This window comes from Tropicibacter sp. S64, assembly GCF_049803835.1.
Lineage (GTDB): Bacteria > Pseudomonadota > Alphaproteobacteria > Rhodobacterales > Rhodobacteraceae > Pacificoceanicola.
In genome coordinates this window covers 67527-93141 of sequence record NZ_JBNAGK010000002.1, presented here as the reverse complement: position 1 = coordinate 93141, position 25615 = coordinate 67527, and the positions used below count along the sequence as shown (strand labels likewise).

Genomic DNA, 25615 nt, shown 5'->3' with positions numbered 1-25615 from the left:
TCATTACCGGGACACTGACCATGCGCCGCGCCTTTCTTGCCCTGCCTCTCCTGCTCCTGACCGCTGCCGCCCACGCCCAGGCCCCGGCGCAATTCGATCCCGACGATTTCGGCAACATCGTCATCCAGCCGCGCCAGTCAGCAGGCTCGCCCGGTGGCTTCGTGCTCGAACAGGCGTTCGGCGATTACCAGAACGAGCCGATCATCGAGTATGGCGAGAATTCCCCGGCGGTCCGGCTCGGGCGGCCGATCGGGCGGCTCGATACGCTCTATGCCAACGGTCAGACCGGCTTCTGCACGGCGTTCATCGTCGATGACAAGCACATCGTCACCAATCACCACTGCATCCCCGGCATGGACGGCGATCCCACCGGCGCGGACAGCAACATCCAGGCGGCCCAGTTCGTGGCCGGGTACATCCAGCCGGGCCGCAGCGAGGGGGCGACGCGCTACACCGTCTCGCCGCAGATCGTGGAGACGAACCGCTCGCTCGATTACACGGTGCTGCGGGTGTTCGGGAACCCCTCGGCCAAGTTTGGCATCATGGAACTGGCGGCGGAGGACCCGGAGGATGGCGAGTTCCTCTGGATCATCGGCCACCCGCAGGGCCAGTCGCAGCACATCTCCCGCGAGGGCTGCGCCGCCGCCACGCCGGCGATCTCGCAGGAGGGCAAGCTGGTCCACACCTGCGACACGCTTGGTGGCAACTCCGGCTCGCCGGTCATCCGCATCACCGACAAGCGGGTGATCGGTCTGCACCACGCCGGCGATAACCGCACCGGTTTCAACATGGCGATCCCGATGCGCCGCATCCTCGCGCAGTCGACGGTGCTGAAAGCCGCCGCCGGGACGACACCGGTGGTTGTGGCCGCCGCGCCCGTGCCTGCACCCCTGCCGAAGCCCGAGCCGCCGATGGCCGAGACGCCGCGTCTGGCGGCGAAGCCCGAGACGGACTCCTGCGATGCGCTCTGGGGCGAGGCCAAGCAGCTGGGCTGCGGTGGCTACGAGGCCTACCTTGCGCAATGCGAGCGCCACACTTTCGCGATCATGGCCCGGGCGATGGTCAAGCGGCAGTGTTCCGACACGGCCGCCGCCCCTGCCGCGCCCGCCGCCCCGGCGGCCAAGCCGACCCTGACCGCCGCCGCGCCACGCGAGACGGGCGCGATCCGCGTCTCCGCCACCGGCAGCGGCGATTACCGCAGCATCGCGCAGGCGGTCTCGGCCGCGAAGGACGGCGCGACGATCGAGATCCTGCCGGGGACCTATACCGAGGGGCTGGACATCACCAAACCGGTGAATCTCGTCGGCGTTGGCAACCGCGCCGACATCGTGCTGGAGGTGGCGGAGGACAACGTCATTGCCTGGGAAGCGGACACCGGCGCGATCCGCAACCTGACCATCCGCCAGGCGGGCGGGCGGTACTTCGGCATCGACGTCAAGGCCGGGTCGGTGACCATCGAGGACAACGACATCACGTCCAAAGGCCTCTCCGCCGTGGTGCTGCGCACCAACGTGGACGGCATGGTCCGCCGCAACGAAATCCACGACAGCGCCGAGGGCGGTGTCTTCATCTTCGAAGACGGCAAGGCCACGGTCGAAGACAATGTCCTCTACGGCAACACCTACGCCGCGGTGGAAATCCGCGACCGGGGCGAGGCCATCGTGACGGGCAACACCATCCGCGACGGGCAAGGGCAGGGCGTCTTCGTCAATACGGCGGGCCGGGGCGAGATCCGGGACAATACGATCCACGGCAACCGCCTTGTCGGCATCTCGCTGAGCGGCTCCGACAATCCGGTTATCAAGGGCAACGTGATCCGCGATGGCGGCGAAGGCGGAATCCTGGCCTCCGACAACGCCCTGGCGCGGATCGAGGGCAATGCCATCTACGGCAACGCCTTTGCGGGCATCGAGGTGCGCACCGGCGCGGACCCCTGGATCAAGGGCAACACCATCCGCGACGGCAAACAGGGCGGGCTGTTCCTGCTCGACAATGCCCGGGGGGTGATCGAGAACAACGACATCTTCCGCAACGCCTACTCCGGCGTGGTGGTGCAGGCGGGCGCGAGCCCGATGTTCCGCGGCAACCGCATCAGCCGCAGCGGCTACTACGCCATCGAGGTGCTGGAAGGTGGCGCGGGGACCTATGAGAACAACGACCTGACCGGCAACCCGAGCGGCGCGTTCTTCATCCACGCGAAGGCGGGGAACCTGAGCCGACGAGGGAACAAGGAATAGGGTCGGGGACGGACGGATTCTCTCCGGCCCTGCACATCCCCACGCTGTCCTTTCCCCACCCTGACCCTCCCCAGGGGGGAGGGAACCCCATCCGGAACCTCAGGCAAACCATCCCGGCAAGTCCGCACGTGACGACAACCGAACCTGGTTGTTCCGCGAACAAGGGCAGGTGCGGCGCCGTTGCGCCGGTCGGGGACAGAGTGCAATGGCGTCAATCAGTCGCTGGGCCTGTGCTGCCTGTCATCAGCACGGGCCGGGCGGGTTTCGCCGCCCCCTCCATCGCGATGCGGGCCTGTCCCAACCTCGGGTGCAGGGTGCGCGCAAGACCCCAGGTGGCCAGCAACCCGAGGCCACCCGCCGCAAAGACGCCGGACACGGGCGCGGCGAGCAGGACCACCCAGGCGACGCCTGGCGTCAGGATGCCCGAGACGTCGCGGAAGCTGGAATAGATCGCCGACATCTCGGTGCGTTCGGAGGGTTTCACCGCCAGCAGGAACGGCAGCCCGGCGGAGACGTCCAGCAGGATCAGGAAGACCGATCCGGCCATCAGGAGCGCGACGGTCAGCGCCGGAGGGCTGCCCGGCGTGCCGGCCAGCAGGAACAGCGCTCCCGCCATCAGGAAGCCCGTGGTCACGGCGGTGCGGACCGAGCGGCGCATCATGAAGCGCAGCATCAGCGGTGTCAGAAACAGCGTGGCATTGGTGATCGAGAGCGCAATGCCGCCGAGCTGGCTGCCGAGACCGTTCTGCACGGCGTAGATCGGCAGGTAGACCATGTAGACCCACCAGCCACAGGAGCGCACCACGGCGAAGATCCACCCCGTGACGAGGCGTGGCTGCGCCAGAAAACGGCCGAAATAGGCGAAGGGATTGGCCGGAGGATTGCGGCGGCGGGCAATCAGGCGGCCGTTGCCGAGACGCATGACGAGGAAGATCGTCAGCATCACGAGCGCGGCGCAGGCCGCGATCAGGAACGGCGCGGGCCGCCACCAGCCGTGCAGAACCGTGCCGAGCCATGGCCCGGCAGTCCAGCCAAGTGCGCTGGAGAACAGCCGCGAGGTCTCGAACCGGCCGAGGTCGATCCGCGCGACATGATCGAGCACGTAGGCGTTGAAGCAGACGAAGGTGATCACCACCGCAAAGGTCGTGAGGGCGAGGCCGAGGACCGGCGCGCCCGGCTCCGGCAGGGTGGCGAGGGTGCTGCCCGTGGCGAAGGTCAGCGCCCCGGTGACGTAGACCCACCAGCGCGGAACGAAGCGGATCAGGTACGGGACGAGCAGCCCGATCAGGAGCGAGAGCGTGCCGATGAGGAAATAGACTTCGGACACCGCGCGCGCGTCGCCGAGGGCTTCGTACATGGCGACGGGAAAAACCGAGATGAGTATGCCGCGGGCAATGGCTTCCATCGCCGCAAGACCGGCAAAACCGCGCACGCTCGGCGCGGGGGCGTGGCGCAGCCACTCGGGAATACGGCGGTCATGCATGGCGTCTGCTCAAACAGTGTGCAGCCAATGACTGCGGATCGCGGGCGGCGTCTGCCCGACTTGCGACCTTGTGTCGTTTTTGGACGGTGGCCCGGCGCGTGGCTCTTGGTCTTTGCTGACGGCTGGCCGCGTCGCGCTACCGCCCGGACGGCAGGCCTCCGGCTCGCCGAGGGCGATGCAGGGCCAGCGCTTCGCTGCGCCGCTCTGCCATTGGATGCAATGCACCAACGCGTGCAGCAGGATCTCGCGATAGAGCGGGTTATCGCGGGGGGAGTCGGAGTCCCGCACACCCCGACCATTGCCGGATCAAGGATGCACGTCGTGCCGCTCTGCCCGTCGTCCTTGGCAAACAGCGAGTCGATGCGTTTTGTTCACCCCATCGACGGGCAAGATATGAGCGGCGCCGGTGCAAAAGTCCCGCGGGGCTTCGATGCCGTGAAACCCGGCGTTTGGCGAAGTCAGTCGACGCGCCAATGCAGCGGCATCATCGGATCGAAGACGGTCACGGAGCCCGCGCCGGTTTCGATCTTCGCCGGGTAGGAGACCGGCTCGCCTTTGGTCAGGGTGACAGTGGCCGCGTTCGGAGCGAGGCCGTAGAACGCCGGGCCGTTGAGGGAGGCAAAGGCTTCCAGTCGGTCCAGCGCCCCGTCCTGTTCGAAGACCTCCGCGAGGATCGACAGTGTGTTCGTCGCGGTGAAGCAGCCGGCGCAGCCGCAGGCGTTTTCCTTCAGCGGATCGATGTGTGGGGCCGAGTCCGTGCCGAGGAAGAAGGTCGCGTCGCCGGAGGTGGCTGCCTCGCGCAGGGCAAGACGGTGCTCCTCGCGCTTGGCCACGGGCAGGCAATAGTAATGCGGCTTGATCCCGCCAACGAGGATGGCGTTGCGGTTGATCACCAGATGATGTGTGGTGATCGTCGCGCCGAGCGTCTCGCCTCCGGAACGGGCGTAGTCGACACCCTGCTTCGTGGTGATGTGCTCCATGACGACGCGCAGGCCCGGCGTCGCGCGGCGGATCGGATCGAGCACGCGGTCGATGAAAACGGCCTCACGGTCGAAGATGTCCACGTCGCTGTCCACCACCTCGCCATGCACGCAGAGCGGCACGCCGTTCTCGGCCATGGCCTCGAGCGTCGGGCGGACCTTGTCGAAATCCTTTACGCCGGAGGCGGAGTTGGTGGTGGCGCCTGCGGGGTAGAGTTTGACGGCGGTGATGATGCCGTCCCCGTGCGCCTGCACGAGGTCCTGTGCGTCGGTCTCTTCCGTCAGGTAGAGCGTCATCAGCGGCTGGAAGTCCGCGCCTTCGGGAAGCACCGCAAGGATGCGCTCGCGGTAGGCGCTGGCCTGCGCCGCGGTCACCACCGGCGGCACAAGGTTCGGCATGATGATGGCACGGCCGAAATGGCGGGCGCTTTCGGGGGCAATACCGGCCAGCATCGCGCCATCGCGCAGGTGCAGGTGCCAGTCGTCGGGGCGGCGGATCGTGAGCGTTTTCATGCCAGCGGCGTTAGCATGGCGGCGCATGTCGCGCCAGAGGGTTTGGGTGGATGGCCGGGACGGGATACGCACCGACCCGTGCCACGCCGAAACCAGGGCGCCGCTGTGTTGAGAGCAGATCGGCCCGGAGTCCTGTCAGGCGGCCGGTTCCGGCACCTGCTTCGGGCAAGACTTGATCTTATCCGGCCTCTTCCTCGCCGTCGATCTGCGCCAGCCGTCGTTTGAACCGGGGCGCATGCATGCGGCCGACCACGTTGGCGCAGAGCATACGGGACAGCGCGAGGCGTTCGTCGGCATCGGTCCTGGCAAGCAGCTTGCGCAGGTACGGCGGATAGTCGCGACGGGCGCGCATCAGGGCGGCAAAGCTGGCGGTGTCGAGCTGGTCTTCGGCGACTGCCTCCAGCAGCTTCGGCAGCAGGTCCAGCGCCATCAGGTCGCTTTGCAGAGCGTCTCCCCAGAACGGCATGCGGAACCGCGTGACGTTCTTGCGCTCGAACAGGGCCGAATGCATGGCGTCAAGCCGTTCGCGCGGGTCGTAGAGCACATAGGCCCGGGCGGCGGCGTCCACCATGTCCGGCGCATAGCCATAGCGCGCGGTGAAATTCAGCCGGCGCAACTCGGTGAAGCGATCGTCCCATTCGGTCACGCGCGGATCGAGCGTCGCCTGCGGTTGCAGCATCAGCACCCGCGCACCGGGATGCGCCACCGAATAGGCCGCAGCCGCGTAGCCGCAGGGCCCCGCGCCGTAGAAGATCACCGTCTCGAAATCGTCGAAGAAGCCATCGTCGGTGAGATTGTCGAAGAATTCGAAGACCTTGGGGTCGCGGAACCAAGTGTCGCGATGCGCCAGCATGGACAGGGAGGACCAGCCCAGTGCGCCGGTCATTTCGAAACCGAAGGGGGTGCGCGTCTGCGACAGCGCCTCGATGCCCGGGACGGTCTCGAAAGTGATGAGCAGGGTGTCGCCGTCCTCGACGAAGATGCCCGCGTGCATCCGGCCCAGCGGTTCGGCAAAGCCGGTGTCCTTGCCGATGCGACGCAGCGCGGCGAACCAGTCGCCCCGGGACAGGCCGGACAGGTCCGGCGGGAATTTACTCTGGGCTTCAGCCATGGGTCTGCACGGTCCTCTGCTTCGCACCTGTACCAGCACGTTTACCGGAAACAATGTCCGCGGTTTCGGGCCAAATTGTGCAAAATGCGAGAAAAATTGCGGGCTATTGGGTTAAGGGCAGGTTAACGCCGGATCAGCCGGACAGGTCGCGCAGCGCGTATTCCGTCAGCATCCGCGCCTGTTCGCGCGGTATGGGCCGCGCCGGGGGGGCCATCAGCAACCGGGCGTAAAGCGCCCGGTTGGACTCCTGCGTCATCAGCGCGTCGAACCGGGTCTTGCGCCACCGGACAGCGGCATCGTGCAACGCTTCGACGTCGGGCAGGGCGGCGAGTGTGGCGCGGCGCGCGCTGCTGATCTCCGACAGCGCGAGGATGCTGCGGTCCTCCGCGTCACCCCAGTTGCGCTCCACCCAGTAGTCCATGCCGAGCCGGTCGCCCTCGTGCACCGCGCGGCCCCGGTCGGCCTTCAGCACGTAGCTCTCCATCGCGCCAAGCGGATAGTGGTTGAGTTGGGCGAGGTCATAAAGCGGCCTGCCGTAGTGGGAGAAGATGCGCTCGGTCCGGTAGACCTGCGGCAGCGCCTTGCCATTGCCATCAACCCAATGTGCCCCGTCCAGGCGGGCCTTGTCCGGGCTGCGCGGGCGGTGCACGCCGAGTTTGCGGTAGGTGCCATCGTTGCGGTACAGCGTCTTGAACATCGCCGCCCGCCAGGGCCAGTACAGGATCTCCGGCGCGGCGCGGGTGAAGACCTGCGGCACGGGCTTGTCCTCGTATCGCTCCACCCCCGCGTTGCCGAACAGCCGCCATGTCAGGGTGAACGCCGTGGCCTCCGGGACCGCGGCGATCAGGTCGGGCAGGGTGCGTGCGCCCACGTGGACGTTGACGAATTCGTCGATATCGAGGGCGAGGAGCCAGTCGGCCCGGCGCACCGCCTCGGCCTTGTCCGCCAGTTTCAGCCCGGTGAACTGGATGCCGCCCTTGTCGTAGGGGCCGTCGTTGCGGATATGCGTCAGCGGGATGTGCCTGGCCAGAGTATCGAGCAGCCTGTCCGTGCCATCCTGGCAGTTGTTCGACAGCACGACGAAATCCGTCACCTCGCAGGCGAGATGATGGGCGAGCCAGTCCAGCAGGAAGGCCCCCTCGTTGCGCACACACAGGACGGCGGTGATCCGCATCGGCTCACCAGTCGCGGCGGAAGCAGACCACCTTGCCTTCGGAGGCCTTGGCGAAATAGGTCAGCCCGCCCCGGTGCATGGCGTCGAAAACCGCCCGGACCCCCTCGGGGCCGATCCATTGCGGGTGCAACTCGATGATGGCGAGACGCAGGTTCGACCAATCCCCGGCGGGCAGCAGCGTCGCCTCCGCCCCTTCGATGTCGCAGACAAGGACACTGGGTTGCTCCGCCGCCAGAACCTCCGCAATGCCATGCTGCTCGATCATTGCGGTGTCGACGATGTCCTCGGCATCCACGCTGTTATGCATGGAGGAGGCCAGGAAATTGCTGCGGATGTAAAACGGGATCTGCGGGCCGGCCTGCGGCATCAGCAGTGCATTGCGCAGGTCCACGTTGGTCACATCGTTGGCCGCATGCACGGAGCGGATGTAGGGGATCAGCGCCGGGTTGGCCTCGTAGCTGACCACGCGCTGCACCTTCTTCACTGCCGAGAGCAGGGTGGACATGTAGCCGATGCCGCCGCCGAGTTCGAGCACCGTGTCGGTGGGGCGCACCACGCGCATCACCGCCTCGCATTCCTTCTTCTCGTATTCATCCGCCTTCAGCGCCCCGCGCACCCGGCCACGAGTCAATTGCGGGTCCTTGGGGATCTTCATCCCGCGTGAGATCAGGAAGGGGTCCTTCGGGCTGTCCTGTGCTCCGTCCATTTCAACTCTCCATGTCGAGGGACAGCGCATAGGCCACCCGTTCGGTCTCATTGAGGCGCAACGCGAGGGCCTGCGCGTAAAGCTCTGCGAATTCTGGATTTTTCCGCAGTTCACTCGCCTTCGCCTTGTGCCAGGAAAAACCCTCCCGGTGCAGCCGGGCGATCTCCGGATCGGCCATGAGCCGGGCGATTTCGGCGCGGACCCGGGGAATGTTTCTCTTGATCGTCACATCCCGCGCCCCGGACCAGTCCATGCGAATCCAGTAATTCAGCCCGATGGAGCGGTCGACGTGCAAGGCTCGGCCGCGTTGCCGCTTGATCAGGAAACTCTCGGCGCTGCGCAGTGCGTAGTGGTTGAGTTGCAAAAGGTCATAGCCGATGGAGCGCTTCGACGAGCGCCAGCCGTTGCGGATCGCTTCGAGCGTCATGTCCTGTCCTGAGCCGTTCACCCATTTGACCTGCGCCTCCATGCCCCGGGCGAGTTTGTTCGGACGGTGGCAGGATAGCTTCTCGTAAGCGCCGATGTTGCGGAACATCGTCTTGAACCCCCAGACCGTGTGCGGTTTGGGGCAATAGGCGGGGGCGCAGGTGTCGAACTGGTCGATCACCAGATCGTCGCGCAGTTCCGTCACGCCGCCATGGCCGAACAGCCGCCAGGTCATGGCGACATTGGTGGCATCCGGAACGCGGGCGAGGAAGGCATCGAGGGTGCCGTCGCCGCAGCGCACGTTGATGAACTCGTCCACGTCGATATGGATCAGCCAGTCGGCCTTTTGCACCAGCGGTTCGGACTGCGCGGCATCAAGCGCGAATTGCTGGGGGGATTTTCCGGTCCAATGGGCGTTGTCGCGGTGTTCGAGGATGCCGAGGGTCTGAAGACGGCTGAGCAGCGCCTCCGTACCGTCGTCGCAATCATTGGTGTAGATCAGGAAGCTGTCGATGCCGATGGCGCGGTGATAGGCGATCCATTCGAGGATATAGGGCGCCTCGTTCTTCATGCAGCCGATGATGACACGGCCGGTGGAGCCTTGTGGCTTGTCGCGGGGCACCTCGGGATAGGCGGCGGCAAGCTGTTCCTCGTCCACCGCGCCGAGGCGGTTGTGCGGCGCAAAGACGGATGTGGCGATATGGGCGAAGGTCTGTTTTGCCCGGGGCGGCAGGAGGATTCGGGCGGCGGGACTCAGAGCCGCGTCGATCATGTCGAGCGTTGCCGGGTCCGGCGACGCCTCGGCCCGCGCCTCCCGGTCGCCCTGCATGATCCGCCAGTCCCATGCGGCGAGGTATTGCGTGGCGCGGAAGCCGAACTGCGGGTCGGCTTCGGCGTAGGCACTCGTTTCGGTGTCAGGGACGAGGTGCGAGGGGGTCAGGCCGGGGTGCTTCCGGCACAGGTCGGCGAGGTCGTTCCGGAACCGCCGGGAAACGGCGTGCAGGGCGCCCGGGTCCATCGCGGGTCCGTGCATCTTCAGTTCGGTCAGGAACTTGCGCCAGAGCGGGCGGGGCACGATCAGGTTCCGCGCCGCGATCAGCCGCAAGAGCGCCTCGTTGAACAGGCGGCAGCGGGTGAGCCAGGTCGCTGACGGAAGTGTCGGCGGTGTCTCCGGGTCGCATTTGCCGATGCGGGGGGCGATGGCGAAGGTTTCGCGGACCTCCTCGGTGCCGCGCTCGGAATAGAGCTGGGGAAGATCGAAGCTGCGGAAATGGACCGTGCCGGCGCCGAAAACCGCCGTCCACGCGGATTGAAGGCCTTTGACGTCGAGCCAGAAGGCGGGGCCTTGAACCTCGGGAAAGACGCTGGTGTCCGGGTCCGGGTCGGGCAATGCGGCGCGGGCGGCGGCGCCGAAATCCGGGGCGTCAAGAAGCCCGAGTTCCAGCGAAAGATCGCTGCCGCGTCCGTCGAAGACCTGCCCGGCGTAGCGCCGCAGGAGCATGCGGGCGGGATCGTCCAGATGGGCGATCACCCTGATATCGTTGGAGAACACCGACAGCAGGTCGTGCAGGCGCGTCAGTTCCGAAGGCGTGACCAACCCGGTGCCAAGCTGGTGGCAGGAGAGGATCATCACCTCCGCTCCGCTGCCTTCCACCTCCCGCCGCAGCCCGGCAATCACGTCTTCACGCAGGGCCGCCTGTTTGTCCGCATCGGCAAACCCGCGCCCGGCGCGGAGCACGTCCACGCGGTCCGGGTCCGTCACCGCCATGAACAGCCGCGTGTGGTTGCGCCCGCCGGGGGAGCGCGGGAAGAGTACACCCTTGCGGCCCAGCTGCGCCCGCTTGGCCTCCAGGATGCGCTGGAGGCGGTCGGTCAGCACTGCATCGGGGCCGATATGCAGGTCAATCCGCATCGGCACGCTCGGCGGGGTTTTCGAGGTTGACGTTGGCGCGGCCCCACCATGGCAGGTCGAGCCCGGTATGGGCGGCGAGCCTTTCGCGGGCGTCCTCCGCGCCGACAGGCAGTTCAAGAAATCGCGGATCGTCGCCGAAGATGTCGCGCAGCATGGCGTAATGCCCCTCGATCCAGCGGATGCGCTCCGCGTCGCTCTCGCCGTAGCCGCGTGGCAGGCCGGGCAGGGTGCCGGAGGGCAGGCGGTCCTTCCCGAGGTTGTTCCAGCGCCGCATGCTGTCCGAAAGCTCCGCCGCGGGCCGCCAGGTGGCGACAAAGAGCATGTCTGGCCGGGCGAGACGCATCGCCTTGATCAGCGGATAATCGCATTGCGGCCAGAGCGAGGTGTCGGCCTTGAGCACGCTGATTTCGGTCAGCGCATCGTAAAGATCGAGGAATTCGAAGGGGTTGCCGGAGTTGAAATAGCCATTGTAGAGCTGCCGCGCGATGAAGGTGCCGCCAAGGCCCTGTTTGCGCGAATGGATGCGCCGGACCTTGTGATCGGCAGCCCGCCATCCGCCCCTGGTCAGGGCTTCGGCGAGCGTCGTGGTGCCGCTCTTGGGCAAGCCAAGATTGACCAGCTTGACCCGCCTCATGCGCCCATCTCCAACTCGTCGATCAGCGCCTGTTCCGACGGGGGGATCGTGGGCAGGGACTTGAGGTGGTCGTACATCGCGGCGTAGTCGGGTTGTGCCATCAGCGCATCGCGCCTGGCGATATGGGCGGCGACGCAGGCGTCGTGCAGGGCCTTGATCTCGGGGTCCCGTTTCAGGATGGCGAGGGCGGCGTTCAGCGCAGGCAGATACCGCGCGATGCTTCGGTCCTGCCAGGCCGCATCGTTTCGCTCGCGCCAGTAGGTGTCATCGAAAACCCGCCCTTCACGGTTCACGTCGCCCCGGTCGTTCTTCACGAGGTAGCTGTCCAGCGAACGCAAGGCGTAGTGGTTCAACGTGGCGAACCGGCGGGCCCCATGGGCGGGAAACTTGCGGATGCGGCGCGGGTTGGCCGCGGTGAGGAACTTCTGCGGCACCGGGCGTCCGGAGCCATCGCGCCAGGCGTCCTGCGCCACCTCGCCGCGGGCAAAGGGCCGGTGCGCACCATAATATTGCAGCGGAAAATCGCGGCGCACGAGGGACTTGACCTCGATGGCGCTCTGATCGCACCACAGGTTCGGATTGTGGCACCAGGTGAACTGTTCGATCACCGGGCGGTCCTCGAACCGGTCGATGCCGCCGCTGGCGAAGAACTGGAAGGTCACGGAAATCGCGGACGGATTGCCGCAGGCGTGGATCAGCGCCGGAATGGTGTGGTTGCCGACGTGGATGTTCAGGAACTCGTCCACATCCGCAATCCAGACCCAGTCCGCCTCCCGCACCAAGGGCTGCCGCGCCGCATCCTTCAGCGCCTCCATCTGGTAGTTGCGCCCCTCTGCCGGGTTCGGAAGGTGCCTGACGCCGCCGCGCCGTGCCAGGGCGTCGAGCAGGACGTCCGTCCCGTCCGTGCAATCGTTTGAATAGAAGAGGAAATCCGTCACGCCAAGCAGGCGGTTGAAGGCGATCCATTCCAAGAGGAACGGGCCTTCGTTCTTCACACAGGTCACGGCGGTCAGGCGCATGACGGCGTTCCCGCGGGCGATAAGGACATGCTGCTCGGTCCCGGATGGCGTCTTGCGCGGGGTGCATCCCCGCTGCATGTTGCCTGCAAACATCGCAGCAAGGGGTTACCGGGTCAATAATGGCCTTGGAAATCAAGGCGGACTGCGACCTTGGCGCTATTGACCGCGCCGGTCCGGGCGGGCACCTCTAGGGTCCAAGGAGGACCCAGATGCAGCAAATCCCCCAATCCATCGACGCGGTTCAGGCGCGGCTGGCCGAGACCGGCTATGTCTGCGGACGGGCTCTGGCCACCGTGGTCTTCCTGTCGCTGAAACTCGGTCGGCCCCTGTTTCTCGAAGGGGAGGCGGGCGTCGGCAAGACCGAGATCGCCAAGGCGCTGGCCGTCTGCCTCGGTCGGCGGTTGATCCGGCTGCAATGTTACGAGGGTCTGGACGCCTCCTCGGCGGTCTACGAATGGAACTTCCCCGCCCAGATGATCGCCATCCGCACGGCGGAGGCGGGCGGTGCGGCGGATCGGGAGATCCTGAACCGGGAGCTGTTCGGCCCGGATTACCTGATCGAGCGGCCGCTTTTGCAGGCCATGCGCCCCGATGCGAACGGCGCGCCGATCCTGCTGATCGACGAACTGGACCGCACGGACGAGCCGTTCGAGGCATTCCTGCTGGAGGCCCTGTCGGATTTCCAGGTCACGATCCCGGAGATCGGCACCATTGTCGCGCCGGAGCCGCCCATCGTCATCCTGACGTCCAACCGCACCCGCGAAGTGCATGACGCCCTGAAACGGCGCTGCCTCTATCACTGGGTCGACTACCCGCAGTTCGATCGCGAGGTCGAAATCCTCAACGCCCGTGCGCCGGAGGTGGCGGAGACCCTCAGCCGCGAGATCGTCGCTTTCGTGCAAAGCCTGCGCACCGAGGACATTTTCAAGAAACCCGGCGTGGCGGAGACCATCGACTGGGCGAAGTGCCTGCTGGCGCTGGATGTCGTGGACCTGAGTCCGGAGGTCATCTCGGACACGCTGGGCGCGATCCTGAAATACCAGGACGACATCCAGAAGATCCAGGGTGGCGAGGCGAAACGCATCCTCGACGAGGTGAAGAAGTCGCTGGACGCGGCCTGATCAGAGGCAGGCTTTGCCGCCGCGTGCTGTCACTCCGCAGCCTCGGTGCTCGCGGCGGAGGATTTCCGCGGCAGCAGCGGATAGAGGATAACGCTTGCCAGCCCGATCAGCGCGAGGACAAAGGCCATGACCATGATGTCGAAGTAGTTGTCGACGAAGAGGGCGGTGGGACTGTGGGCGTCGAGCAGCAGCACCGCCTGCGGGTCATCCTTTGCCGCCGTGTAGAAGAACTCCAGTGGCATGTTGCCGGCGGCCTTGACCGTGAGCGTGACGATGGCGCCGGGCACGAGCGTAGCCCGCAGCACCGCCCCGGAGGCATCGGAACTTCCCAGCGTGTTCGCGGGGGATACCGGGGCGACACGGCCGAGTTGATGGAAACTGCCGCCAAGATCGGCAAGGCATTCGGCCCGTTGATCAACACAGGCGATCTCGAAGCGGGTATCCGGCACGAGGCTGGCGAGGGACACGTTCTTGAGCGTGAGGGTTGCGCCCGCGTCTGTCGTCTCGAAGGCATAGGTCAGCACCGGCAGCGCACGGATTTCCTTGACCACGGTGGAGATGTAGAAACCGACGACAGCGAGGAAGATCGTCAGGATGGCCGGGGTCTTGCTGTCGGTGAAGAGATTCATGCGGTATCGGATCGGTTCGGTCAGAAAGGGAGCATGCGCCGAGGCTATCATGCAAACGTCGCATTGTCTTGCCCCGGACTTCGGCGGATAGTCCCGCCATGGCTGAATACATCCCGCTTGAAATCCCCGAAAATCCCCGGCTTGCGCAGAACATCATTCATTTCGCGCGGGCACTCCGGCGGGCGGGGTTGCCCGTTGGTCCCGGACGGGTCATCGACGCCGTTCGGGCAGTGGAGGCGGCGGGGTTCACCGACCGGATGGACTTCTACTGGACGCTGCATGCCTGTTTCGTGAACCGTCCGGAGCACCGGGTGGTCTTTGCCCAGATCTTCCGCCTGTATTGGCGCGATCCGCGGTATCTCGAACACATGATGAGCCTCATGCTCCCGGCCGTAAGGGGCGTCCAGGAAGAGAAGATCGCGGCGGCGGCGGAGAAGCGCGCGGCGCAGGCGCTCTTGGGGGATCAGATGCCCGAGCTGCCGCAGCCGGAGGAGAACGAGGACGGCGAGCAGATCGAGATCGACGCCTCCATGACCATGTCGGCGGAGGAGAAGCTGCGGACGCTCGATTTCGAGCAGATGTCGACCGAGGAAATCATGCAGGCGAAGCGGATGCTGGCGCGGCTGAAACTCCCCGTGAAGCCGATCAAGTCGCGCCGCTCCATGGCCGCGCCTCAGGGCGAGCGGCTGGACTACCGCCGCACGTTGCGCGAGGCGATGCGCAGGGGCGGCGAGATGCGGACGATCCAGCGGGCCAAACCCCGGCCAAGATGGCCCAACCTCGTGGTGCTCTGCGACATTTCCGGCTCCATGAGCCAGTACAGCCGCATGGTGCTGCACTTCCTGCATGCGGTGGCGAACGAGAAGGGGGCGGGCTGGGCGAAGGTGCATGCCTTCACCTTCGGCACGCAGCTGACCAACATCACCCGCCATCTGGCAACACGCGACGTGGATGCGGCACTCAAAGCGGCTGGCGCGGAGGCGCATGACTGGGAGGGCGGCACGCGCATCGGCCAGTGCCTGCATCAGTTCAATCACAAATGGAGCCGCCGGGTCATGGGGCAGGGCGCGGTGGTGTTGCTCATCACCGATGGTCTGGACCGCGATGACGCGGGGGCGCTGGAAAAGGAGATGGAGCGGCTGCACCTGTCCTCGCGCCGTCTGATCTGGCTCAACCCCCTCTTGCGCTGGGATGGATTCGCGCCGAAGGCGACGGGCATCCGCGCGATGCTGCCGCATGTGGACAGCTTCCGCGCGGGGCATTCGATTGCCTCGCTGGAGGACCTCGCGGAAGCCATCTCCCGCCCCGACGACATGGGGGAGAAACAGCGGCTGATGCAGCTGCTTTAGGCAAAATATCGCCGGGATATCCCGGCATCGTGAAACCCGCAGGCGTGTCGCGGCGTTCCTGTCTCCAAAGCCCCCCTCGGAGGTTATCCGACGGGGATGGAGGAAAGGACACGATATGAAAAAGACCCTGCTTGCCACCGTATCGGCGGTTTCGGTCGCGCTCGCCGGCGCAACGCCGGTTGTCGCACAGAATGCGGACCGCTCGGATCTTATGGGGGCGCTCAAGTCCATCGAGCAGATGGACGAGGCGCAGCTCGAGGAGTTGATGAAACTTTGCGAGGCCAAGGGCAAGCTGCCCGGGAAGCTGAGCTGTGACGACGTGAGCGCCCGTCTGGCGGCAATGGGCGGCGGGCAGGACCCGGCGGCAGAGCCCCAGGGTGAGCAGCAGAACGCGGCTGAGGCCCCGGCGGAACCGGCTGATGCGCCGCAGGCTGCGGAGGCCCCGGCGGAACCGGCTCCGACCGAGGCTCCGCAGGCCGCAGAGGCCCCGGCAGACCCCGCGCCTGCAGAGGCCCCGCAGGCCGCCGAAACGCCCGCCGCGGAAGCTGCTCCGCAAGCGCCGGTTGCCGAGGCACCCGCCGAGCCTGCACCGCAGCAAACCGAGACGGCAGCCAACCCGGAACGTGGTGCGCCTGCGGCCTCCGCCGAGGACATCGCCGATGCGCTCAAGAAGAAGGAGCAGGACGCCGCCGCAGCCGAAGCGACGCCGCCTGCCCCGGAAGGCGAGCCGGTGCAGACCACCAACGCCGAGGACATCGAGAACCGGATTCGCGAGTTGACCGCGCAGGAGCAGGCGGATGCCGTGGCCGACAACAACGGTCGCCCCGCCGCAGCCGCTGCTGCCGCAGCTGGGACCGAGGGTGGCAACGAGCCGCAAATGACCGAGGAGACCGTCTCCGAGGAGGACGTGCGCCGCTCGACCGAGGATTTCGTCACCAACGTGCTGAATGCCACGAACCGCGACGGGACGACCCGCATCCCTGTGACCGGCGATGCCAAGGCGGAAGACCGCGACGACAACGACACCGCGAAGACGCTCGCCGGGGCGGCGCTGCTGGGCCTTGGTGCCGTGGCGCTGGCCGACATCCTGGGCGACAACGAGAAGGTTGTGTCCAACAGCGGCGACCGCGTGGTGATCGAGGACAATGGCCAGTTGCGCGTGCTGCGGAATGATGACGCGCTGCTGCGCCGTCCGGGCGCGGATGTGCAGACCTATCGCTATGACGATGGCTCCACCCGCAACGTCGTGACCTACGAGGACGGCACCAGCGTCGAGACGATCCGCGCCGCCGACGGCCGGGTGCTGCGCCGCACGCGGACCCTCACCGACGGCACGGAAGTCGTGCTCTTCGACGATACGCAGGAGACTGAGCAGGTGGTGGTCAACCAGTTGCCGCAGACCACGGACCGCACCACGGTGAACTTCCGCGACGTGCAGGCGGACGAACTGGCCGCCGCGCTGGCCGCGAAGGAGCCGGAGACGGTCAACCGTCGCTTCTCGCTGGCGCAGGTGCGCAACATCGACGCCGTGCGCCGTCTGGTGCCGGAGATCAGCGTGGACACGATCAACTTCCAGACCAACTCTGCCGCGATCCGCGCCGAGGAGGCCGAGGAACTTGCTGCACTCGGCAACGCCATGCGCGACATGATCGAGCGCAACCCGGGTGAGGTGTTCCTGATCGAGGGCCACACCGACGCGGTGGGCCAGTACTCCTACAACCTCGCCCTGTCCGACCGCCGGGCAGAAAGCGTGGCGCTGGCGCTGACCGAATACTTCCAGGTGCCGCCGGAGAACATGGTGCTGCAAGGCTATGGCGAAAGCGACTTGCTGGTCGAAACGCCGGAAGCCGAACGGGTCAACCGCCGCGCCGCGGTGCGCCGCATCACGCCGCTGTTGAACTGACGCAAGCGTGGTCCGGGGCGCTTGCCCCGGATACTATCGCGGACGCCCAAGAGAGAACGGTCGCCTGTGTTCAGGCGACCGTTTGCTGTCTCCGACTGCTGCGGTCATCCCTTGCGACGGCGGCGCATGGCGGCGAGGCCACCGAGACCGGCAAGCAGCATCCAGCCTGCGGCGGGCAGCGGCACTTCCGGGCCGCCCGGGCCTGCGACGCCTGCGGTGAAGTAACCGAAGTTACCGCCACCGTACTCGAAGGCACCGATGATGCTCGACGCGACGGCAAAACCCTCGAAGCCGAAGAAGTTGTCGATCGACCCGCCCGCGCCGAGGCTTCCGTCCGAGTGGTAGTAGTAGTTGAACACGTTGTCCGTCCCCACGACGCTGGCAAAGTCGCCGAAGACGTCCTGGAACGACAGGGTGAGGCCGGAAAAGACTTCGGGAAACGCGGTCGCCCAGTTCGACGCGTCGACCACGACCGCATCGTAGCAGATGTTGGAATAGTCGGGATTTCCGACGGCGTTGGCGCAGCCGAAAGTGTCGCCGACCGTTCCGACCCAAGGTGTCGTATTCACGTTCGATACGCCGAAGCCGTGCAGGTCCGCGCGGCCAGCGCCGGTGATGTTGTTGGTGACGTTATAAGTCCCGACGGTGCCGAAGAGGGACTCGGTGATGTCGACACTGCCAACGATCCCGGCCAGCGGGTTCCCGGAGGCATCGAAAGCGGTTATCGTGGCGGCAATGGCCGGACTGGCGAGCAGGGCGGCACAGCCGAGCGCCGCACGGGCCGCAAAAGTTCTGATGATCATGAATTGTCCTCTTAAAAATGTCTCTGCGCCAACACTACACAACTTTAAGGGATTCGTTAACATGCTTCTCCCGCAGAGGTTATCTGCGAGTGAGTGGACGGGGGCTATTTCGAGAGCGGACACGGCCAGCCGCCATGGCAATGGTGTAGGCGTCGGCAGTTTTGCCTTGCAAAACTGCGACTTCGCCACGGCAGCCGAAGACACGAGGTCTTCGGTTACTGCATCATCTCTTTCGTGGCTGACAGCGTGATGTCCGGGTAGTCGCGGACAACCCGGTCGATGTCCCATTGCAGACGCGTCAGGTAGACGACGTCGCCGTCGTGGTCATAGCTGATGTGCTGCTTGTTGGCATTGACGAACTTTTCCACCGCCAGTTTCGGCCCCGTGACCCAGCGGGCGGAGGTGAACTGCGAGCCTTCGAAGCGGACGGGCAGGCCGTATTCCAGCTCGATGCGGCTGCCCAGAACCTCGAACTGCAGCGCCCCCACGACGCCAACGATGAAGCCGGAGCCGATCATCGGCTTGAAGACCTTGGCCGCGCCTTCCTCGGCGAATTGCATCAGCGCCTTCTCTAGGTGCTTGGCCTTCATCGGGTCGCCCGCGCGCACGGTCTGGAGCAGTTCCGGCGCGAAAGAGGGAATGCCCGTCACGCGGATCGCCTCGCCTTCGGTCAGCGTGTCGCCGATGCGCAGCTGGCCATGGTTCGGAATGCCGATGATGTCGCCAGCCCAGGCCTCCTCCGCAAGCTCGCGGTCAGCGGCGAGGAAGAGCACGGGGTTGGAGATTGCCATGGGCTTCTTCGTGCGCACATGCGTCAGCTTCATGCCGCGCTCGAAATGGCCGGATGCAAGGCGCACGAAGGCGACGCGGTCGCGGTGCTTGGGGTCCATGTTCGCCTGCACCTTGAAGACGAACCCGGCGACCTTGGTTTCCTCCGGCGCGATCTCGCGCGGCTCGGCCTTCTGTACTTGCGGCTCGGGGCCATAGGTGCCGATGCCCTTCATCAACTCCTGCACGCCGAAGGAGTTGATCGCGGAGCCGAACCAGATCGGCGTCATATGCCCTTCGAGGACGGACTGCGGGTTCAATTCCGGCAGCAGCTCGCGGGCCATCTCGACCTCCTCGCGCAGCTTGTCCAGCAGCGCGGCGGGGATGTGGTCCGCAAGGCGGGGATCGTCCAGACCGTCTAGTTTGATCGACTCGGCAACCACGTTGCGGTCGGCGCGGTCCATCAGTTCCAGACGGTTGTTGAGCATGTCGTAACAACCCATGAAATCGCGGCCCATGCCGATGGGCCAGCTTGCGGGCGTCACGTCGATGGCGAGGTTTTCCTGGATCTCATCGATGATCTCGAAGGTGTCCCGCGCCTCGCGGTCCATCTTGTTGCAGAAGGTCAGGATCGGCAGATCGCGCAGGCGGCAGACCTCGAAGAGCTTCTGCGTCTGGCTTTCCACGCCCTTGGCGCCGTCGATCACCATGACCGCCGCATCCACGGCCGTCAGGGTGCGGTAGGTGTCTTCGGAAAAGTCCGAGTGACCTGGGGTGTCGACGAGGTTGAAGCGGTAATTCCTGTCGCCGGTCTTGAAGTCGAAGGACATGGCGGAGGCGGAGACGGAAATGCCCCGGTCCTTCTCCATCTGCATGAAGTCCGACCGCGTGCGCCGCGCCTCGCCCTTGGCGCGCACCTGTCCGGCCATCTGGATGGCGCCCCCGTAGAGGAGGAATTTTTCCGTCAGCGTGGTCTTGCCGGCGTCCGGGTGCGAGATGATCGCAAAGGTCCGGCGGCGGGCGATTTCGGCGGGAAGGGCGGGGCGGTTGTCAAGCATGGCCGCGCTTTAGCGTGGAATGGGGGGATGGGCAATGTGGGTTGATCAACAAGGCACCCGGCGCTGGTGACGGGCGGCAGGCCGGGCGGCGGGGAGGGAAGAACGCAGCGAAGGGGGGAGGTCTCGGACACGCGGGGCATGAGCTTGCGCGAACGCGAGGCTTTCTGGAGGGGGTACGATGAGGGATAGCGGGCGCTGACACTCTCCACATGTATCATTTCTTGGCAAATGGCTGTATACATCAGGGGCCCATGGGCATTTTTGCATGACGGTACGAAGGAGTTTTTCAATGACGACGAAACCGCGCATTGCCGCGAACCTTGCACGGGCGCTTGGCCTGTTCGTCTCGGTCCCGTTGACCGCCTTGCCCGCCGTGGCACAGGACAAGGCGGCCGGTCGCATGGGGGCTCGCGTGACCTTCAGCGGCGAACGGGTCGGCAAGCGGATCGAGAGCATCCGCATTCCGGCGCTAACCGACAAGGGCCCGCAACCGCCGGGCATCCGCTATCCGGGCATTCGCTATCCCGGCATCCGGGTGCCGGGCAAGGGTGGCGGCCTCGGGAGCAAGTAAGCGGTGAATCTGCGGCCGCGGCCCGCGCCGGAGGGGGTGATCGTACCCGACTACGCCCTGCCGGATGCGCTCTGCGTGCCGTTCTCGGATTTCACCATCCGCGAGACGCTGGAGACGCTGGCGCGGGAGGCGGCGCGGCATGTCGGGGTGATCCTGATCTGCCGCGATCCTGTGGCCGCGCAGGCGTTCGTGGCCCGGCAGGAGGCCCCCGGGCACTTCGGCATCGTGACCGGCGCGTTCGACACGCCGTGGCTTCGGGATCACGCGCCTTTGGCGGTGCGGTCGCAGGATGGCCTGCGCCATATCCGTCCTGCCCGCTTCAACAGCGGGAGGGTGTTCGACGCGGGGCTGTTCGGTACGGTGTTTCCAAAGGCGGAGCAGGTGACGCCGGTGTTCGTCGCGGGCGGCAATGTCGTGGCCGGGCCGGAGGGGCTGGCCGTTTCCACCGATGCCATGCTGCGGGAGAACGGCCTCGACAGTCCGGATGGACTGGCGGAAACGGCGCGGCTGCTCGGCATCCGCGACTGGCTGATCCTGCCCGGTTTCGACGACGACCTGAGCCGCCACGCGGATTGCACACTGCGGTTCCTGTCGCCATCGCTTGCCGCCCTCTGCCGCCGGCGCGACACCGCGCAGGCAGCGGAGGTGTCACAGCGCATCGTGGAGGCGTTGCAGGGGCGCGGATTGGAGGTGCTGGAGCTGGACGCGGCGGCGGGCCCGTCCGGGTTCGACAGCCCGCTGAACTGGGTTCAGTTGGGCGACGTGCTGCTGATGCCCGATTTCGGCGACGGACAGACGGCGCGGCGCATGGCGCGGCTGGAAGAACGCGGCTTCTCCTGCGTGCCGATCCCCTGCGGAACGGCGGGTCTTGGCGGCGGGCTGCATTGCCTGACGGCCTCGGTGTTCGCGGGCTGACATCCGGCGGCCGGTAATCTCGTGTTAGCCATCCCAAGTGTATATCGGCTGTGGCGATCAGGCAGCGGGTGTCTACGGGTCATGCAGGATGTAAGGGTCTTATTCGGTTTCAAGCCCAGCTGGTGGCCCGGGATCGACGCGGTGTTGCTGGAAACCCGGTACCGCGCGGCCATGGCGGAGCTTTCCCGGGCCGACTTATCGGCGTGGGACATCCTCGTGCCGATGACCTTCGTGGACCAGGACGTTCTGCGCAATGCCGGAATGGACGGGCGCGGCGCCCTCGTTCCGGAGGCGTGGCCGCGGGACCTGTGCCGGGACAAGTTGGTCCTGAACCGCTGGCTGATCGACGCGGGCTTCTGCGCGCTGGTGCCGCGGATGTACTCGGCTCCGCCGGGGGCGGGTTCGGCATGGCCGCTGATGCGCAAGGCGCGGCGCGGGGAATGGGGCTCGGGGATCGCCGTCCTGAGCGGTCCGTCCGAGGCCGGGGCGATCGACCCGGACACGACCTTCCTGCAGGAGATCGTGTCTACGGGTGTGGAATGGGCGGCGCATCTGACGCTTCACGGCGGACAATTGATCCACGCCGCCTCGGTGCGCCATGACATGGGCTCCGCCGGGCTGGTCAAGGGGCGGGACAACAAGCCGGTGCGCAGCACGCTGGTGCCAGAGGTGCCGCACCTGGCGCTCTGGATGGAGATCGCGGCGGCGCTTGGCCTGCGCAACGGCACCATCTGCATCGACTTCGCGCAGGTGGCTGGCCGACCCGTGCTCTACGAGATCAACCCGCGTTTTGGCGCCTCGCTGGTGCGCGACCTGCCGCGATACCTGGACGCACTGTCACAGGTGACCGTGCCGGTCGCGCTCCAGCCCGATCACGCGGTCTCTTCGACCGTGATCTCGTAGACGAAGCTGTCCGGGTCCAGCTCGTCCCGGCGCACGCCGCCGATTTCCGCCTGCGGGTACATCAGGAAGGGCACCGGCTCGCTGTCCGCCGCGCCGGGCAGCACCACGTCATGGGCGGTGCCAAAGGCGACCCAGTTGCCTTCCGCATGGCCGAAGAGCCCCTCGCGAGCGTCCTGAACACGCGGGTCCATGAGACCGGTGTCGGGCGCTTCCTGCAGGATCACCTTGCGCACGTCCGCCGGGTCCACCGGGGTCCAGCCGCTGTCCGGAAGGAAGACTTCGGCGCGGCAATGCTGGGCCTTGGTCACGGTGGCGGAGCCAGCCCCGAGGCTGGAGTAGCCAAAGGCCGAGGGCGCGACGCGCAGCCCGTAAAGGTCACGCGCGGGCAGGCCGGAGGCACGGGCGAGGCCGACGTAAAGCGCGTTCAGGTCGGCGCATTTGCCGGTCAGGTCACCCATGTGCAGCATGGAGGCGATATCGCCCAGGCCGCAGCCCCGCGTTTCCGGGTTGCGCTCGGTCTGCTCGACGACCCAGTCGTAAATCCGGATGGCCTTCTCGCGTTCGGAGGTCGCCCCGGCAGTGATGTCCTCGGCGGTCGCCAGTACGATGCCATCGGTCGGCAGCAGGCGCGTGGCGGCGGTGAACTGCGCGATTTCCGCGTCGGAGAGGGTCGCGGGGGCGGCCTGTGCCGGGTTGCGATCGCGGGTGCGGACGGTGGACACCACGGTCAGCTCCGCAGGGTCGTCCGATGCTGCCCAGGTGGCATGCACCATGGCATAGCCGTCTTCGGCGTTGCGCAGGATCTCGATGCTCGCGGCATTGCCGGAGGCCTCGCTGTCGCCCGGAACGATCCAGTCCGCATCTTCATGCACCGGGATCGGCACCCAAGCCTGCGCGGGCTGGCCATCGCGGGGCAGGGTCACACGGGTGGTCAGCCTGTAGCTGCGCCATGCGGCATTCTCCGGCTTGTAGGCGGCTTTCGCCAGCGCCGGGGCAAGGGTGAAGGCGGCAACGGTGCCGAGGAAGGTGCGGCGGGTGAGGGCCAAGACAGTCTCCTGGTAACGACGGGAACGGGGCTTTGGCTGCGGTTTAGCTTCGGGGTGCGCGGGGTGCAAGGCGGGGAACCGCATGGGGCGGAGCGGGGTTGGTCCAGTGACCGGAAAAGGAGCAGACCCATGCCGAACCCGTCCATCAAGGATGAAGACACCTACGAAGCCCTGCGCGACAAGGGTATGTCGAAGGAAAAGGCCGCGCGGATCAGCAACGCGCAGGCGAACGAGGACATGCACCCGTCACAGAAGGGCGGCAAGGCGGCCCCGTACGAGGAGTGGACGAAGGACGACCTTTACGAGCGGGCGCAGGAGATCGGGATCGACGGGCGCTCGTCGATGGACAAGGCGGAGTTGATTGCGGCGCTGCGGAGCCACTGAGCTGCTTATCCCTGAGACGATTTCCGCAGCACATCGGCGGCATCGGGCCGCGAGAGCAGGTGTTCGCCGATTTCCAGATCAGAGATGTCGGTGCGGCGGTGGCCGGGAATGAGCCTGCTCAACTCGTCTTGGACCTCCTGCGGCAGGACGGCGGAGGTGCTTTCGCTCATCAGCATGCTCTCGGCGGCGATGCCCTCGGCATAGATGATCTGATGATCGTCGAAGAGCATCTGGTAGTAATCCACGAACCCGCCAGTCGCACGGGTGATCGTGGTGCCGTTGACCAGGTGTTTCGCCCGGACCAGAAGTTCCGGACGCCCCGCGCCCAGCGCATCGCGGCGCTGGTAGATGAACAGGCGGAAATCCGGCGAGACGATCAGGTCGCGGGCATTGTTCAGCGTGCCGGCCCGAATGCAGACCGGGGCGAGGGCGCCGGTGGCCCGGACCGTCTGATGCCCGATCCAGCGGACCTCCTGCACGCCGGCGTCGCGGGTCAGCACCCGGTCCCCGGCGACAAGCTGCTCCACCGGCTTCTGTGCGCCGGTGGCCAGGGTGATGGCGGTGCCCCGCGTGAAGGAGACACAGGCGATCTGTGCAAAGCGCTGCAGCGCACTGTCCCGGTCGATGGTCACGAGGACGTAATCGGCCTTGGCATCCATGGTCCCGAGCGGGTGGGCAAAGACCTGCGCGACATTGCCATCCGGATCGGTCTCCACGAGCACGAGAACTTCCGTCGTCTCGCCCGTGCCGCACATGAAGGTCAGCAGGCAATCGAGGTGCAGCGCCGCGCCGGGGGTTCCGGTCTCGCTCGTCCCGGCAATGGTGAAGGGCGAGCGGGCAGCCCGCGACAGCGCCAGCGGCATCGGGTGCGCGATCGGTGACAGCCGGTAGATGTCTTCGAGTACGAGTTCATCGGCAAAGCCGAGGGGATCGCCAAGGTTCGCGCCATTCGCCACGCGCAGATGCTCGCCCCGCAGGACGGTCAACGTCTGGCTCGGACGGAAGACGGTATCGCTCATGCTCTCACCACGGGGCCGCTGCCCGGATTTTCAAGGCAACGCCCCATTGTGTACAGGGGGAATGTGTCATCATATGGCCCCGTATTCGTCCATTTACCGGCTCCCCGTGCTAGGGTTCGTTGCCGGTGTCCGGCGCAGGGGCCGGGGGAATAAATCAGGGAGAGACAAATGGATCTGGGAATTCGCGGCAAACGGGCGCTGGTGTGTGCGTCGTCCAAGGGCCTCGGGCGCGGCTGCGCGGAGGCTCTGGCGGAGGCCGGGGTGGACCTCGTGATGAATGCACGGGGCGCGGAGGCGCTGGAGCAGACGGCGCAGGCGATCCGGGACCGTCACCAGGTGAAGGTCACGACTGTGGCGGCGGACATCGTCTCCGAAGAGGGCCGGGCACAGGTGCTGGCGGCGGCGGGTGACGTCGACATCCTCGTCACCAACGCGGGCGGGCCGCCCCCTGGCATGTGGTCGGACTGGACACGCGACGATTTCATCAAGGCGCTGGATGGCAACATGCTGACGCCCATCGCGCTGATGACGGCGCTGATGCCGAAGATGATCGACAAGGGCTGGGGCAGGGTGGTCAACATCACCTCGCAATCGGTCAAGGCGCCGATCGCGGTTCTGGGCCTGTCCAACGCCGCCCGCACCGGCCTCACCGGCTATGTCGCGGGCACCGCGCGACAGGTCGCGCCCCATGGCGTGATCGTGAACAACATCCTGCCGGGCATCCACGCAACGGATCGCGCGGTGTCGCTCGACACCGGCGTGGCGCAGCAGCAGGGCGTGTCGCTGGAGGAGGCGAGAAAGCAGCGCGAGGCCACCATCCCGGCGCGGCGCTACGGCACGCCGGAGGAGTTCGGCCAGATGTGTGCCTATTTGTGTTCGCAGCATGCGGGCTTCATCGTCGGGCAGAACATCCTGATCGACGGCGGCGCGACTCTGGCGACGATCTGAGGC

22 protein-coding genes are annotated in these 25615 nt (G+C 66.4%); 9 read left to right on the top strand and 13 right to left on the bottom strand.

Features of this window, described 5'->3' with window-relative positions; all coding sequences use genetic code 11:
- Positions 1-20 precede the first annotated feature (20 nt).
- The gene (locus tag ACP159_RS03630; RefSeq protein WP_425098277.1) at positions 21-2237 is read left to right on the top strand and encodes a right-handed parallel beta-helix repeat-containing protein; all 2217 of its coding nucleotides are present in this window, start codon (positions 21-23) and stop codon (positions 2235-2237) included.
- Positions 2238-2448: 211 nt separating this feature from the next.
- Here the strand turns inward: ACP159_RS03630 and ACP159_RS03625 are convergent, their stop codons facing one another.
- The 8 genes from ACP159_RS03625 to ACP159_RS03590 form a co-directional block, all read right to left on the bottom strand.
- The gene (locus ACP159_RS03625; RefSeq protein ID WP_425098276.1) at positions 2449-3720 is read right to left on the bottom strand and encodes an MFS transporter; all 1272 of its coding nucleotides are present in this window, start codon (positions 3718-3720) and stop codon (positions 2449-2451) included.
- Between the two features lie 458 nt (positions 3721-4178).
- A complete protein-coding gene (gene pyrC / locus ACP159_RS03620; RefSeq protein ID WP_425098275.1) occupies positions 4179-5213 on the bottom strand; it encodes a dihydroorotase in 1035 nt (344 codons plus the stop codon).
- 178 nt (positions 5214-5391) lie between these two features.
- Positions 5392-6324: a phosphoadenosine phosphosulfate reductase gene (locus tag ACP159_RS03615; RefSeq protein WP_425098274.1), complete on the bottom strand. Its 933-nt coding sequence runs from the start codon at positions 6322-6324 to the stop codon at positions 5392-5394.
- A 133-nt stretch (positions 6325-6457) separates the two neighbouring features.
- Positions 6458-7498 (bottom strand): glycosyltransferase family 2 protein, encoded by a 1041-nt coding sequence (locus ACP159_RS03610; protein ID WP_425098273.1) that lies wholly within the window; start codon positions 7496-7498, stop codon positions 6458-6460.
- Between the two features lie 4 nt (positions 7499-7502).
- Positions 7503-8204, bottom strand: a complete 702-nt coding sequence (locus ACP159_RS03605; RefSeq protein ID WP_425098272.1) for an FkbM family methyltransferase — start codon at positions 8202-8204, stop codon at positions 7503-7505.
- A gap of 1 nt (position 8205) precedes the next feature.
- Positions 8206-10542, bottom strand: a complete 2337-nt coding sequence (locus ACP159_RS03600; protein ID WP_425098271.1) for a glycosyltransferase family 2 protein — start codon at positions 10540-10542, stop codon at positions 8206-8208.
- Positions 10532-11176: a hypothetical protein gene (locus ACP159_RS03595; RefSeq protein WP_425098270.1), complete on the bottom strand. Its 645-nt coding sequence runs from the start codon at positions 11174-11176 to the stop codon at positions 10532-10534. The genes ACP159_RS03600 and ACP159_RS03595 overlap by 11 nt, the downstream gene beginning before the upstream one ends.
- The gene (locus ACP159_RS03590) at positions 11173-12195 is read right to left on the bottom strand and encodes a glycosyltransferase family 2 protein (RefSeq protein WP_425098269.1); all 1023 of its coding nucleotides are present in this window, start codon (positions 12193-12195) and stop codon (positions 11173-11175) included. The genes ACP159_RS03595 and ACP159_RS03590 overlap by 4 nt, the downstream gene beginning before the upstream one ends.
- Before the next feature lie 209 nt (positions 12196-12404).
- Here ACP159_RS03590 and ACP159_RS03585 point away from each other — a divergent pair, with 209 nt between their 5' ends.
- On the top strand, positions 12405-13316 hold the full coding sequence (locus ACP159_RS03585; RefSeq protein WP_425098268.1) for an AAA family ATPase: 912 nt from the start codon (positions 12405-12407) through the stop codon (positions 13314-13316).
- A gap of 29 nt (positions 13317-13345) precedes the next feature.
- On the opposite strand, the gene ACP159_RS03580 is transcribed toward ACP159_RS03585, so the two are convergent.
- Positions 13346-13945, bottom strand: coding sequence for a hypothetical protein (locus tag ACP159_RS03580; protein WP_425098267.1), 600 nt, complete (start codon positions 13943-13945; stop codon positions 13346-13348).
- Between the two features lie 98 nt (positions 13946-14043).
- Here ACP159_RS03580 and ACP159_RS03575 point away from each other — a divergent pair, with 98 nt between their 5' ends.
- Both ACP159_RS03575 and ACP159_RS03570 read left to right on the top strand, forming a co-directional pair.
- Positions 14044-15294, top strand: coding sequence for a vWA domain-containing protein (locus ACP159_RS03575; RefSeq protein ID WP_425098266.1), 1251 nt, complete (start codon positions 14044-14046; stop codon positions 15292-15294).
- 115 nt (positions 15295-15409) lie between these two features.
- A complete protein-coding gene (locus tag ACP159_RS03570; RefSeq protein ID WP_425098265.1) occupies positions 15410-17197 on the top strand; it encodes an OmpA family protein in 1788 nt (595 codons plus the stop codon).
- A gap of 104 nt (positions 17198-17301) precedes the next feature.
- Here ACP159_RS03570 and ACP159_RS03565 read toward each other — a convergent pair whose 3' ends face one another.
- Positions 17302-18000 carry a VPLPA-CTERM sorting domain-containing protein gene (locus tag ACP159_RS03565; protein WP_425098264.1) on the bottom strand — a complete coding sequence of 233 codons (699 nt, stop codon included), beginning with the start codon at positions 17998-18000 and terminating at the stop codon, positions 17302-17304.
- A gap of 215 nt (positions 18001-18215) precedes the next feature.
- Positions 18216-19826 carry a peptide chain release factor 3 gene (locus ACP159_RS03560; protein ID WP_425098263.1) on the bottom strand — a complete coding sequence of 537 codons (1611 nt, stop codon included), beginning with the start codon at positions 19824-19826 and terminating at the stop codon, positions 18216-18218.
- Between the two features lie 289 nt (positions 19827-20115).
- Here ACP159_RS03560 and ACP159_RS03555 point away from each other — a divergent pair, with 289 nt between their 5' ends.
- From ACP159_RS03555 to ACP159_RS03545, 3 genes are all read left to right on the top strand, one after another.
- Positions 20116-20397 carry a hypothetical protein gene (locus tag ACP159_RS03555; RefSeq protein WP_425098262.1) on the top strand — a complete coding sequence of 94 codons (282 nt, stop codon included), beginning with the start codon at positions 20116-20118 and terminating at the stop codon, positions 20395-20397.
- A gap of 3 nt (positions 20398-20400) precedes the next feature.
- Positions 20401-21312 (top strand): agmatine deiminase family protein, encoded by a 912-nt coding sequence (locus tag ACP159_RS03550; protein WP_425098261.1) that lies wholly within the window; start codon positions 20401-20403, stop codon positions 21310-21312.
- Between the two features lie 171 nt (positions 21313-21483).
- On the top strand, positions 21484-22215 hold the full coding sequence (locus ACP159_RS03545; protein ID WP_425098260.1) for a hypothetical protein: 732 nt from the start codon (positions 21484-21486) through the stop codon (positions 22213-22215).
- On the opposite strand, the gene ACP159_RS03540 is transcribed toward ACP159_RS03545, so the two are convergent.
- Entirely contained in the window at positions 22185-23261 is a 1077-nt protein-coding gene (locus ACP159_RS03540; RefSeq protein ID WP_425098259.1) for a transglutaminase-like domain-containing protein, read from the bottom strand. The two genes, ACP159_RS03545 and ACP159_RS03540, sit on opposite strands and share 31 nt — an antisense overlap.
- Before the next feature lie 129 nt (positions 23262-23390).
- Between ACP159_RS03540 and ACP159_RS03535 the strand changes: the two genes are divergently transcribed.
- Positions 23391-23645, top strand: coding sequence for a DUF7218 family protein (locus ACP159_RS03535; RefSeq protein WP_425098258.1), 255 nt, complete (start codon positions 23391-23393; stop codon positions 23643-23645).
- A 5-nt stretch (positions 23646-23650) separates the two neighbouring features.
- Here the strand turns inward: ACP159_RS03535 and ACP159_RS03530 are convergent, their stop codons facing one another.
- Positions 23651-24664, bottom strand: coding sequence for a Hint domain-containing protein (locus ACP159_RS03530; RefSeq protein WP_425098257.1), 1014 nt, complete (start codon positions 24662-24664; stop codon positions 23651-23653).
- Positions 24665-24832: 168 nt separating this feature from the next.
- Here ACP159_RS03530 and ACP159_RS03525 point away from each other — a divergent pair, with 168 nt between their 5' ends.
- Positions 24833-25612 (top strand): SDR family oxidoreductase, encoded by a 780-nt coding sequence (locus tag ACP159_RS03525; protein WP_425098256.1) that lies wholly within the window; start codon positions 24833-24835, stop codon positions 25610-25612.
- The last annotated feature ends 3 nt before the right edge of the window (positions 25613-25615 follow it).

Bases quoted from the DNA above. Each gene is read 5' to 3' on its own strand.
- ACP159_RS03630 (WP_425098277.1), top strand. From the start codon at position 21: ATGCGCCGCGCCTTTCTTGCCCTGCCTCTCCTGCTCCTGACCGCTGCC.
- ACP159_RS03625 (WP_425098276.1), bottom strand. From the start codon at position 3,720: ATGCATGACCGCCGTATTCCCGAGTGGCTGCGCCACGCCCCCGCGCCG.
- pyrC (WP_425098275.1), bottom strand. From the start codon at position 5,213: ATGAAAACGCTCACGATCCGCCGCCCCGACGACTGGCACCTGCACCTG.
- ACP159_RS03615 (WP_425098274.1), bottom strand. From the start codon at position 6,324: ATGGCTGAAGCCCAGAGTAAATTCCCGCCGGACCTGTCCGGCCTGTCC.
- ACP159_RS03610 (WP_425098273.1), bottom strand. From the start codon at position 7,498: ATGCGGATCACCGCCGTCCTGTGTGTGCGCAACGAGGGGGCCTTCCTG.
- ACP159_RS03605 (WP_425098272.1), bottom strand. From the start codon at position 8,204: ATGGACGGAGCACAGGACAGCCCGAAGGACCCCTTCCTGATCTCACGC.
- ACP159_RS03600 (WP_425098271.1), bottom strand. From the start codon at position 10,542: ATGCGGATTGACCTGCATATCGGCCCCGATGCAGTGCTGACCGACCGC.
- ACP159_RS03595 (WP_425098270.1), bottom strand. From the start codon at position 11,176: ATGAGGCGGGTCAAGCTGGTCAATCTTGGCTTGCCCAAGAGCGGCACC.
- ACP159_RS03590 (WP_425098269.1), bottom strand. From the start codon at position 12,195: ATGCGCCTGACCGCCGTGACCTGTGTGAAGAACGAAGGCCCGTTCCTC.
- ACP159_RS03585 (WP_425098268.1), top strand. From the start codon at position 12,405: ATGCAGCAAATCCCCCAATCCATCGACGCGGTTCAGGCGCGGCTGGCC.
- ACP159_RS03580 (WP_425098267.1), bottom strand. From the start codon at position 13,945: ATGAATCTCTTCACCGACAGCAAGACCCCGGCCATCCTGACGATCTTC.
- ACP159_RS03575 (WP_425098266.1), top strand. From the start codon at position 14,044: ATGGCTGAATACATCCCGCTTGAAATCCCCGAAAATCCCCGGCTTGCG.
- ACP159_RS03570 (WP_425098265.1), top strand. From the start codon at position 15,410: ATGAAAAAGACCCTGCTTGCCACCGTATCGGCGGTTTCGGTCGCGCTC.
- ACP159_RS03565 (WP_425098264.1), bottom strand. From the start codon at position 18,000: ATGATCATCAGAACTTTTGCGGCCCGTGCGGCGCTCGGCTGTGCCGCC.
- ACP159_RS03560 (WP_425098263.1), bottom strand. From the start codon at position 19,826: ATGCTTGACAACCGCCCCGCCCTTCCCGCCGAAATCGCCCGCCGCCGG.
- ACP159_RS03555 (WP_425098262.1), top strand. From the start codon at position 20,116: ATGACGACGAAACCGCGCATTGCCGCGAACCTTGCACGGGCGCTTGGC.
- ACP159_RS03545 (WP_425098260.1), top strand. From the start codon at position 21,484: ATGGCGGAGCTTTCCCGGGCCGACTTATCGGCGTGGGACATCCTCGTG.
- ACP159_RS03535 (WP_425098258.1), top strand. From the start codon at position 23,391: ATGCCGAACCCGTCCATCAAGGATGAAGACACCTACGAAGCCCTGCGC.
- ACP159_RS03530 (WP_425098257.1), bottom strand. From the start codon at position 24,664: ATGAGCGATACCGTCTTCCGTCCGAGCCAGACGTTGACCGTCCTGCGG.
- ACP159_RS03525 (WP_425098256.1), top strand. From the start codon at position 24,833: ATGGATCTGGGAATTCGCGGCAAACGGGCGCTGGTGTGTGCGTCGTCC.